The organism is Gottfriedia sp. NPDC056225 (assembly GCF_042267765.1).
Lineage (GTDB): Bacteria > Bacillota > Bacilli > Bacillales > Bacillaceae_G > Gottfriedia.
In genome coordinates, this window is sequence record NZ_JBHJTJ010000078.1 from 1 (window position 1) to 11109 (window position 11109).

The 11109-nt window shown below is 30.9% G+C and carries 13 protein-coding genes; all 13 read left to right on the plus strand.

Annotated features, from left to right (window positions below; translation table 11 throughout):
* The first annotated feature begins 145 nt into the window (after positions 1–145).
* The 13 genes from ACFCYN_RS23810 (at position 146) to ACFCYN_RS23870 (ending at position 10783) form a co-directional block, all read left to right on the plus strand.
* A complete protein-coding gene (locus tag ACFCYN_RS23810; protein ID WP_375952319.1) occupies positions 146–880 on the plus strand; it encodes a hypothetical protein in 735 nt (244 codons plus the stop codon).
* A 199-nt stretch (positions 881–1079) separates the two neighbouring features.
* Complete coding sequence (locus ACFCYN_RS23815; RefSeq protein WP_375952321.1) at positions 1080–2123, plus strand: XdhC family protein; 1044 nt, start codon at positions 1080–1082, stop codon at positions 2121–2123.
* The gene (locus tag ACFCYN_RS23820) at positions 2113–2757 is read left to right on the plus strand and encodes an NTP transferase domain-containing protein (RefSeq protein WP_375952324.1); all 645 of its coding nucleotides are present in this window, start codon (positions 2113–2115) and stop codon (positions 2755–2757) included. The genes ACFCYN_RS23815 and ACFCYN_RS23820 overlap by 11 nt, the downstream gene beginning before the upstream one ends.
* A 270-nt stretch (positions 2758–3027) precedes the next feature.
* A complete protein-coding gene (locus ACFCYN_RS23825) occupies positions 3028–3561 on the plus strand; it encodes a histidine kinase dimerization/phospho-acceptor domain-containing protein (protein WP_375952327.1) in 534 nt (177 codons plus the stop codon).
* Positions 3551–3877, plus strand: coding sequence for an ATP-binding protein (locus tag ACFCYN_RS23830; protein ID WP_375952330.1), 327 nt, complete (start codon positions 3551–3553; stop codon positions 3875–3877). The genes ACFCYN_RS23825 and ACFCYN_RS23830 overlap by 11 nt, the downstream gene beginning before the upstream one ends.
* 281 nt (positions 3878–4158) lie before the next feature.
* Positions 4159–4293 carry a hypothetical protein gene (locus tag ACFCYN_RS23835; protein WP_375952333.1) on the plus strand — a complete coding sequence of 45 codons (135 nt, stop codon included), beginning with the start codon at positions 4159–4161 and terminating at the stop codon, positions 4291–4293.
* 192 nt (positions 4294–4485) lie between these two features.
* Entirely contained in the window at positions 4486–5403 is a 918-nt protein-coding gene (locus ACFCYN_RS23840; RefSeq protein ID WP_375952336.1) for an alpha/beta hydrolase, read from the plus strand.
* A gap of 180 nt (positions 5404–5583) precedes the next feature.
* On the plus strand, positions 5584–8100 hold the full coding sequence (locus tag ACFCYN_RS23845; RefSeq protein ID WP_375952338.1) for a transglycosylase domain-containing protein: 2517 nt from the start codon (positions 5584–5586) through the stop codon (positions 8098–8100).
* 86 nt (positions 8101–8186) lie between these two features.
* Positions 8187–8333, plus strand: coding sequence for a hypothetical protein (locus ACFCYN_RS23850; protein WP_216854117.1), 147 nt, complete (start codon positions 8187–8189; stop codon positions 8331–8333).
* A 446-nt stretch (positions 8334–8779) separates the two neighbouring features.
* The gene (locus ACFCYN_RS23855) at positions 8780–8929 is read left to right on the plus strand and encodes a hypothetical protein (RefSeq protein ID WP_172444544.1); all 150 of its coding nucleotides are present in this window, start codon (positions 8780–8782) and stop codon (positions 8927–8929) included.
* A 472-nt stretch (positions 8930–9401) separates the two neighbouring features.
* The gene (spxA, locus tag ACFCYN_RS23860) at positions 9402–9800 is read left to right on the plus strand and encodes a transcriptional regulator SpxA (RefSeq protein WP_172444545.1); all 399 of its coding nucleotides are present in this window, start codon (positions 9402–9404) and stop codon (positions 9798–9800) included.
* 105 nt (positions 9801–9905) lie between these two features.
* Entirely contained in the window at positions 9906–10319 is a 414-nt protein-coding gene (locus tag ACFCYN_RS23865) for an RrF2 family transcriptional regulator (protein ID WP_375952342.1), read from the plus strand.
* 128 nt (positions 10320–10447) lie between these two features.
* Entirely contained in the window at positions 10448–10783 is a 336-nt protein-coding gene (locus ACFCYN_RS23870) for an IDEAL domain-containing protein (RefSeq protein WP_375952344.1), read from the plus strand.
* Positions 10784–11109 lie beyond the last annotated feature (326 nt).

Sequence of the window (11109 nt, forward strand, 5' to 3'; positions counted from 1 at the left end):
CCGTAATATACTGAAAAAAAATATACTTTTAGCAATAAGATAGACAAAAAGCTCAAAACTACTCTATAATTTCTACATAAAACGATTAAAGCAACTACAAAAAATTGGAAATAAAGTAAAAGAACTACTAAAAGGAGCTTTTAAAATGAAAGATGATATAATTGAAAAAGAAAAAAGTGAATTAGTTAAATACATACCACCCAAAGGGGAATATACAACATTTTTATCAGATGAGGACTACTTAGAAAAAGGACGATCTTGGGGATTATTTAATAAAAATCCAAAATATGATTTTTTATTTAAAGGTCAAGATTTTCAAATGAATGTAAAACTGGTAGGTTATGAAACATACGGAGTTACAGATGAGTATCATACAATTATTATTGAATTTTCAGATGGCAATTTATCTTGTATACATCCAGCCTATTTGAAGGAAATGCAATCGCCTAGCTTTAAGAAAGTTTATACAGTCGGTGAGAGTGATTCAAAACCAGTAGAAGAAAAGAAAACGGAAACTAAAGTAAAAGAAACTACTTCTAAAGCGACTCCAAAGAAAAAAGCCGAAAAGAAAGAAGAAATTACAATCACTTTACCAACAGAAAAATCACATTTCAATGGTACAGTAAAAGAATTTAGTACAAAGTATAACCATTTTAATGACAGCGAAGAAGAAATTGTTATTTGGGAAAATATAATCATTAAGGCAGATCCAGAATTACAAATTGGTAATGCCTGGTGTTCTTTAAGCAAAACATTAAAAGCAGCGGAATTAGAAGTCGGTAAAACATATCAATTTGATGGTAAAGTAGTCGATAAGAAATTGAATAAAGAGGTTAAATATAAATTAAATAATCCGTCTAAAGTATCTGAACTTGAATAATTTGAAAAAAAAAAACAAAAAAACTCACAAAATTTTTTATTTTGTGGGTTTTTTATTTTTCTAAAGTGCGAGTCCAATTTAAACAGGTATAGTGGACAAGCCTAATTATATAAACTAAAAATATAGATTTTGCTGCGAAAACTACATTTATTATGAATAGTTAGGTATTTTTACTAAATTAAATAACTAGGAGGGTTCGATGGAATGTATTCATGAAATTCTAGAAGAGTTGTCGACTCCTTATGAAGGTGATGTTTTAGCTACTATTATTCATGTAGAGGGCTCTGCGTATCGAAAAGAAGGTTCTGCTATGTTATTTAAAGGAAATGGACAACAGATTGGTTTATTGAGTGCGGGTTGTCTTGAAACAGATTTATCCTATAGAGTAGCAGAAACAAGAGAAAATAAAATACCACAAATTATTATGTATGATATGAGTGCAGAAGATGATTTATCTTGGGGGAACGGGGCTGGCTGTAATGGCATTGTTACTGTTCTATTAGAACCAATAGATGAATGCTTATTTAATTTATTATATAAGCTAAAATTAAATCTTTTAAATAGACAACGTGTAACAATGATGAAAATTTTATCTAGAGATAATTATGAAGTTAAAACCATGTTAAAAGTTGATGAAAATACCTATTTCGGAAATTATGATGATCAAGAGTTTGGTAAGCTAAAAGATGTACTTACTGAATTTCATTCTGAAAATCAGAAAAGCGGAGTTCGTTCAATAGAAGCTATTGGAAACGAGATTTATGTTCATAGTTATAACCCAAAACCGCGCTTATTTGTTTTTGGGGCTGGTAAAGATGCAATACCATTAGTTAAACTTGCTTCAAATGTAGGATTCTACGTGACGGTTACAGATTGGCGTGATGATTTATGTTCTGAACAATATTTTCCCAATGCCGATCAAATAGTAGTAGGTTTTCCTAACGAAATCATGCCGAATCTTCAATTGGCAGCTTCTGACTCAGTCATCATCATAACTCATCAATTTCAAAAAGATAAAGAAATACTGAATCAACTATTGAATATTAACTTAAAGTATTTAGGTGTGCTTGGAGGAAAGAGAAGGATCCAACTATTATTAAATGGGAAAAAAGTAGAATTTAAAATTAATAGTCCAGCTGGGCTACCTATTGGTGCTGAAGGACCAGAAGAGATTGCCATCAGTATTATTGCCGAATTAATTCAGACACAACGAATAAAAAGGGAGCCTAGAAATGAAGAATAGTAAAATCGTTGCCATATTACTTGCTGCAGGAAGTAGTAAACGCATGGGTCAAAATAAACTTTTTCTTCCTTTAGGTAATTCAACAATCGGAAACTTTGGGCTACGAAAATTTATTAATTCAAACATAGACCATATTTTTGTAGTAACAAAAGATCATGATTCATTAGATTGGATTGAACGGGATCTTTTTCAATTACCTTTTAAAGATTATTGGACTCAAGTAACTTGCAGTAGTGCTAGTAAAGGTCAAGCTTATTCATTAAAAAGCGGAATAACCGAAGCACTTAAAATGAGACCATTAGGCATTATGATCCTTCTCGCTGATCAACCTTTTTTATCGATTTCAACTATTAATAAATTGCATCAAAAATATTTAAAAGAAGTCAAAGAAAATAAACCCACAATTCCTTTTTTAGCAGCAAGCTTTCAAGGGATTCCAAGGCCACCAATAATCTTGTCTCCTAATACTGCACCAGATATTTTCATGCTTAATGGAGATCAAGGAGCAAGAGCAATTATTCGTAATCATTCAAATTTGGAAGGTTTGTTAATTGAATTTGAAAATGAGCTAGATTTTTTTGATATAGATACAAAAGAAGCATATGAGCAGGCGAGAGAAATTGCATGTAAATGAGTCTATTTCAATAAAACCAAAGATATAAATAAAAGTCACTTACTTTTAAGCTTTGTCCTTCTATATATATTCTATGGAACATAGGGTAAATAAGAGGGGGTTTTTTTTTGTACAAAGATATTTTAAATTTCATATACGGCGCATTTGCTGGTTTTTGCATTCTTAAAATAACGATTAATTTATTGATAAATAATAATTCTAATTCTTTGTTTTATATATTTAGTTTGCTTCTAATAATAGTAGTTGAACGACAAAAAGATGGATTCTTTCATGGTTTTAGTTTTAAAAAAAAGAAGTAAGAGCATGATATTTCTCAAGTTTAATAAAATGATCATTATGCTCAATAATCATTTGCTATACAATCGTTCTGAAATTAAAGTGATTCCTGATGATAATGGTATATTAGCAATTTTTAGTGATATTTCTGAAAAGAAAGTACTTGAAGAAGAGCAAAAATATTATGAAGAACTTAAAATTATTGGCGAAATGGTGGCTGGGGTAGCGCATGAAATAAAAAATCCACTTACTACTGTAAAGGGTTTTTTGCAGCTTGGTTTACAAAATAAAGCCTTTGACGGTTATAGTCAAATATTTGAAATTATGATTGATGAAATTAATCGAGTTAATTCAATCATTACAGAATTTCTTGATATAGCAAAGAAAAAGCCAAGCAAATTAGAAGAACATAATTTAAATAATATTATTAACTCTTTATATCCGTTACTTGAAACTAGAGCAATCAAGGAAGACGAAGTAATCAGTCGTAATTTAAATGATATTCCTAATTTAATTATTGATCAATGAGATTAGACAACTTCTTTTAAATCTCGTAAATGATTTTTTTGATGCAATGGAAAGAAGAAAAACAGTAAGCATACATACATATTCAGAAGACGATAAAATTATTATGTCAATTAAAGATGAGGGAAATGGTATTCCAACAGAAATAATTGATCGAATATCAACTCCATTTGTCACAACGAAAGAAAATGGTACTGGATTAGGTCTAGCAATTTGCTTTGCGATTTCTAAAAGAAATAATGCAACAATCGATTTTACAACTAGTGGAAACGGGACGAAATTTAATATTAGGTTTAGTAATAGACCTTATTTAGTTTAAGATTTTTTTCATGTCTAATGTTGTTCCGTGGGGATAACGATTATTCTTATTTGTTGTCAATTTTTCAGCTATTATCGTTCTTAATCATTTGAAAGACTGATCTCAAAAATAAATTCAGATTAGTCTTTTTTTTCATGGAAAGTACCATGAACTAAAAATCGCTATCTATAAAAAACTTTGTGAAAATCGTCACAAAATATACAAATATAAGAGAAGTGAGTATGAATTTTATATGTTAAATTTAAATTGTGAGAAACATTAAAATTAAAGGTGGTTATCATATGTTCTTAGTAATCGGATTTTGCACAATGCTTTTATTTTATTTAGTGGCGATCACAGTATTATTTGTATTAACATGTAAACAGGGACCACAAGACTGTTTCATAGAAGATGTATCGAAATTAGCACAACAATAAATTGTAAATTGAACTTATAAAACATATAATTATAGGGTGTCCAAAAATCAGTTTAAATGATTTTTGGACACCCTTTTAATTATGTAGAAGGTTTTCAAATTTTATACATATAAAACTAACAAAGTCTAAGTTATATCATAACTTAAATAGAAGAACTTCTATTTGCCTAGTATGACAAACGGGGTGTGGATCATGGAGCGATTAAAAATTAAAAAATATTTTATTTGGATGTTAATTTTGTCACCATTTATTTTCTTTCTTCTTCCGATTTTAGTCGGGTTAATATTGACTCATCCATTTAGGCGAAAAACAAATGAAACACCTTCTGATTACAATTTGCATTTTGAGGAAGTAGAATTTCAAAGTAAGCTAGATCAAGTTGTCCTTAGAGGATGGTGGATACCAGCTGAAAAACCAACATCTAAAACTGTCGTTACTGCACATGGATACACGGATGAGCGAAGTCAAAAAAAGATAAATGGACTTAGAATTGTAACATCATTGCAGGAAAAAGGATATAATGTTCTAATGTTTGATTTTCGAAATAGCGGTAAATCTGGTGGTCGTCGTACAGGAATTGGATTTTATGAACAACATGATTTATCCTCTGCTGTTGATTACGTTATTCAAGAAAAAAAGCAGGAAGAAATTGTTTTACTTGGATGGAGTATGGGAGGAGCAACATGTTTACTAGTTGGAAGTGTTCACCCGCAAATTAAAGGGGTTATTGCAGATAGTCCATTCCATGACTTGCAAACTTATTTAGAAGACAATTTAAACGTATGGTCTAAGTTACCTAAAAAACCTTTTACTTCAATAATTCTTCGTTCAATGAAGCATTTATTAAAGATTGACCCTAAAGAAGTTTCTCCAGTTATGTCTGTTCAAAAAGGAAAATCTACTAATTATTTGTTAATTCATGGAAAGAATGATACAAAAGTACCTTTTAGTAGCAGTGAAATGATCTTTGAACAAATTCCTAAAGAAAATGAAAAGACCTTATGGCTTACAGAACATGGGCATATTACTACTTTTGTTGAGGAGCCAGAGTCGTATACGAGTAAAATAATTGAATTTGTTGATAAAACCTTCACTTCGAATGAAAAATAAATTAGATTTACTTAAAACAGATGAACCAAAAAGGTTTATCTGTTTTTTAATTGATTAAGGAGTTCTTCGGTACATGAAAGTAGAGTCAGTAGAAAATACTACTATTTATAAATAAGTAAGAAATAGTATGATATGTTGCTCCAAACAGCTCTATTTTACTGAAAAGGCAGGAGAACTAAGATGGCAAATGAATACCGTTCGCGAGAGGAACGTAAACGGCTGGAAAAGCCCTCAAAAAAACCTTCCACAAAGTCTGAAGGCTTATGGAAAAAAATTACTGTAACATTATTATCAATTGTAATTGTTTTCATACTTGTAGGAGTGGGAATTTTTGCTTACTTAGTAAGCGGAGCTCCCGCATTAGATGAATCGAAGCTAAAAGTACCCCTTTCTTCTACTATTGTAGATAAAGATGGTAATGTAGTGGCAGAGTTAGGTAGAGAACAAAGAACAAAGGTATCTTATAATGAAATTCCAAAGGTAGTTGAAGACGCATTTATTGCGACTGAGGATGTTCGTTTTTATAAGCATAAAGGAGTTGATATTCGTCGGGTATTCGGAGCGGTTTTAGCGAATATTACTGGGGGATTTGGTTCACAAGGTGGAAGTACAATCACACAGCAAGTAGTAAAAAACTCATTTTTATCATCTCAAAAAACGATTAAGCGTAAAGTGCAAGAATGGTATTTAGCTTTTAAATTAGAACAACGTTATTCTAAACATCAAATATTAGAAATGTATTTAAATAAAGTATATTTTTCAAACGGGCTTAAAGGGCGCGGTGTTTATGGTGTAGCAAAAGCGTGTGAAACGTATTTTAGTAAAGATTTATCTAAAATTACTTTACCTGAAGCCGCAACTTTGGCAGGTATGGTGAAGGCTCCAAATAGTTATAATCCAGCTAAACATCCAGTTGAGTCACAAAATAGAAGAGACACTGTTTTAAGTCAAATGAAAAAATACGGTTATATAACTGATTCACAATACAATACTGCAAAAGCTATCCCAATGAAATCATTAGTAAAAGTACATGAATCAGGTGGTACAAAATTTCAGTCATTTATTGATGTTGTAGTTAATGAAGTTGATAAAAATAGCGACGCAAATGTTTATACTGATGGGCTAACAATTGAAACAACTTTAGATCCAAAAGCCCAACAAAAAGCAGATGAGATTCTAGCACGAGGTAAAGGTTTTTATCCAAGTGATGAATTTCAAACAGGCTTTGTATTATTAGATACAAAAACAGGTGAAGTTCGCGCAGTAGGAGCGGGTAGAAACACAAGTTCCGGTGGATTAAATTTTGCTACAGATATTAAAAGACAGCCAGGGTCTTCTATTAAACCTATACTTGATTATGGTCCTGCTATTCAATATTTAAAATGGTCGACTTTTCATCAAATTCTTGATGAACCCTATTCATACTCGAATGGAACGCCAATTCGAAATTGGGACAGAGGATATAAAGGTAATATTTCAATTCGATTAGCACTCGTTGATTCTAGAAATATCCCTGCATTAAAAACTTTTCAGGCAGTGGGGAGCGAAAAATCACGAGAATTTGGTAATGGGTTAGGTTTTAATTTTGCGAAGAATACATTTTATGAATCATATTCGATTGGTGGGTTCACTGGCGTCTCAGCTATGGAAATGGCAGGAGCATATGCGGCTTTTGGTAATGGTGGAACATATAATAAGCCGCATTCCGTAAAAAAAATCATTTATCCAGATAAAACAGAAAAAGTATTTGCAACTCAGCCAAAACAAGCAATGAGTGATTATACTGCTTATATGGTTACAGATATGCTGCGTGATGTTGTAAAAACGCCACTTGGTACTGGTAGAAGAGCAAATGTGCCTGGACTTGATATGGCGGGTAAAACAGGAACAACGAATTACACAGATGAAGTAAAACAAAAATATGGATTCCCAGATAACGCAACACGAGATAGTTGGTTCATCGGTTATTCTTCTGATGTTACAATGGCAGTATGGACAGGATATGAAAAAAATAAGAAAAATAATTTCCTTGGAAAAAGTTCAACCACTATTGCAAAATTTATCGCCAGGGATATGTTAGCAGCTAATGGAAATCGAAATGCTGTTTTTATAAAACCTTCGTCAGTCGAAGAAATACGTCATGAATTATATATTCGTGGGGAAAAAGTAGATGATATACCTAAGGATATTGTCATTCAATCTGTAAAAGATGTAAAAGCAAATTATGATCCTGTAACAAGCAATATTTCAATAAATTGGACGTACCCTGCAGATTTACTACCAAAAACAACTTTCGAAGTAAATTATACTGTAAATGGTGTAAGTGGCCAAACTCAGAAAATTCAAGGTACAGCTACAAGTATTAATGGAATCGTCCCAGGCAACGTTGTAAAAATAACTATTATAGCTACAAATGCTGAAGGTAAGAGTTCTCCTGTTACCGTTACAGTAGATTTAACATCGACTGAGCAGCCTACAACACCTCCAACAAATGAAGGAGATCAAGGCAATGGGAATGAAGAAGGCAACGGAAACGGAAACGGAACAGGTGAAGGTGGCTCAAATCAAGGTGGAAACGAAACGAATCCAGGAACAGGAACAGGAACAGGTACTGGAACGGGTACAGGTACTGGAACTGGTGAAGATAATGGAGATAACACGACAAATCCAGTTGTCCCAAATCCTAAAAAACCGTAGCAGACATAAGAACGAAATGAGGAAATTAAACGCATTGAGTAAGATCAATGCGTTTTTTTATGTACCTTCTTGAAAGGAGAGTTAAAATGAATGATGAATTTACGATCAATATTTATTTAAATAAAAGTGATAACGTATTTGCAAGCTATTACAATACTGACGATTTACATTTAAATTCAGATTTAGAAGATTTTATTATTTCCAAGTTACATAATGCAAAACAAAAAATATAAAGATTACATATTATGGACAAAAAAATATTGATGAAGACTCATTAAAATCGGCAACATTTAACTCTTTTTCAAAACTTATGAAAGAAGACGAGCTCGTTTATACTAGAAATATTAAAAAGACCATCATCTTATTTGTTATAGGGATTTTAATTGGTGTGTTTTATTTGACGCTTTCAAGTAAACATGAATATATAGGAGGAATATTGACTATTGTTTGCTGGGTATTTATTTGGTCAGGAACGGAAGTATATTTCTTTGATAATTTACAAATTAAGCAGAAAATCAGAAAATGTAAGGAATTGCTTAGTACAGATGTATACAAAAAAACCTCCGAATAAACAAGGGTTTTTTTGAATTTTACTTATTTATCTCTACATTATGAAAAGTATTTTTCAAGATGTAGTAAGATTGTTTAATTCGCTCATGATAAATAGGTGAATCATCATTTGAATCTAATGAAACTAAAGCTTCACCAACGTATGTTTAAAAAATTTTCACTTCAAATACATGCATCTATTTATAAATTTCAAAAAAACACAGGTATTAATGAAAATACTGCTTTATCTCAGTCATTAGAAATTCAATTATTACACTGATATAAAATCAAGCTTGGATCGAATATTTGATATTTTAGATATAAGAACTGAGCTATTGAATCATGCATTAGAGAAAATTGACGAAAATAGATAAACTTTAAAAACACAACAAAAAATAATAGAGGATCAAAATAGAAGAATTAACACAATCGTTGATAAATTGATCGGAAAAATGTAGAGTACTTAATCTAGTTTTTATATAGATTAAAGACGATATATTTCAACTTTTTGTATACGTAATATAATTGATCATATGATATTAAATGCACTATTGCCTGATCATGTAATAAGTGAATCAGTCGTTAGTCTAAAAAATATAGTTGACACTTTTAACTGTAAAGAATAAAATTACAGTATACTCATTTAAATTGAGCATGGAGATAACTTATTTCGTTTTAACAGTTAAAAATCATTTTTATCTTAACTGTAATTTTTTTTATTACATTTTCAAATATAAGGAGTGTGTAAAAGAATGGTGAATCTATACTTAACACCAAGTTGTACATCATGTCGTAAAGCAAAAGCATGGTTAGATGAACATAATATTGAATATAGTGTTAAAAATATTATGAATGAATCACTTACACTTGAGGAGATTAAATCTATTCTACGCATGACAGAAACTGGAACGGACGAAATTATATCGAATAAATCAAAAACGTTCCAAGAATTAAATATAAATATTGAATCGCTACCACTTAATGAATTATATCAATTAATCATAAACAATCCAAAAATGCTGCGCATGCCAATAATCCAAGACGAAAAAAGATTACAGATTGGTTATAATGAAGAAGAAATTCGGAGTTTTCTTCCTCGTAAGCTACGAACAGTCTCATTCAATAAGTTACAAAAAGTAGCTAATTCATAATCGTATTAAAAGGTCAGTTTTCTTGACAAGATAATCTGTAACAAATAAAATTACAGTAATATTTAATATCATCGAACTTTAAATAATGATTATAGGAGGCAGGCCATGAATAGTGATTTCACTCTTGCCATTCATAGTTTAACGTATCTCGCGCTGCAGCCTGATCGGATGTCTACAAGTGATGCAATATCAGAGAGTGCCTGTGTTCATGCTGTACGTATTCGAAAAGTGCTTAGTTTGTTAAAAAAGCATGGATTTATAAAATCGAAAGAAGGAACTGGTGGTGGATTTATATTTGCCACTGATTTAAATGAAGTGAATCTTTGGGATATTTATTTGATCACTTCTGAGGGTGCATTGCAGCCAAACTGCCCTGAATCAAATGAAAAGTGTGTTGTTGGGGCAAACATGCAAAATGTTCTTTTTAATATTTTCTTAGGCGCAGAAGAACATCTTGGAGGATATCTAAAGCAATACACTATTAAAGACATTATCGATCATATCAAATATGAGAAGTGAGAAATTAAAACAGTGAGGGCTTAGCCTTCGTTTAATTGAAATGTAATAAAAAAGATTACAGTTTGATTTAAGTGCTTTTTTGATTACAAATTTTTTAACTTATAACTCTAAAAAAGAAGGTGCAAAAAATGAATTTAAATATTGATACAATTTTAAAAACAGGAGACTGGGTTAAAGGTATTTCAATGGGTGGAGAGTTAGTAATTGGTTTTATTGAATCCTTTACGATTCAAGATGAAATAGTAAAGGTAAATGTAATAACCTCAGATAATGAAAAGACTGTTGGGAAAACAATTAACATGCTAAATAAAAACGTAAAGAAATTGCCAGATTCGAAAGTGACAAACAAAGAACAAATTTCCTTTCTAATTGACTTAGCCCTTTCAACTGGGGATGAGGATTGGTTTGAGGAGCTATCATCTCAGTTAAAATCCATGAGACAACTTGTTAGTGGATTAAAATAGCGCTAGCCTATTTTTCTTAGAAATGTAAATTATTTAAACTATATAGGTACGGTTTTAAGTATGATATTTAAAGGGATTAGAACTATAATCCGATACTGATTTGTTAACGTAGCCCTAGATATTAATCAAATAATAATAATCCCTTTTAAGATTTCTAAAGCTTATTTAGCATATTGCTATAGTTGAATGAAGGGTACCTAAAAGTTGTCTAATTAGACAACTTTTTTTTATTTTATAATTAAACACTGAAATTTTACTGAGCCATTAATAAAAAAATTATTTAATCATTCAGATACTTGCTCGATCTATACTTTAAAAAAGGAAAT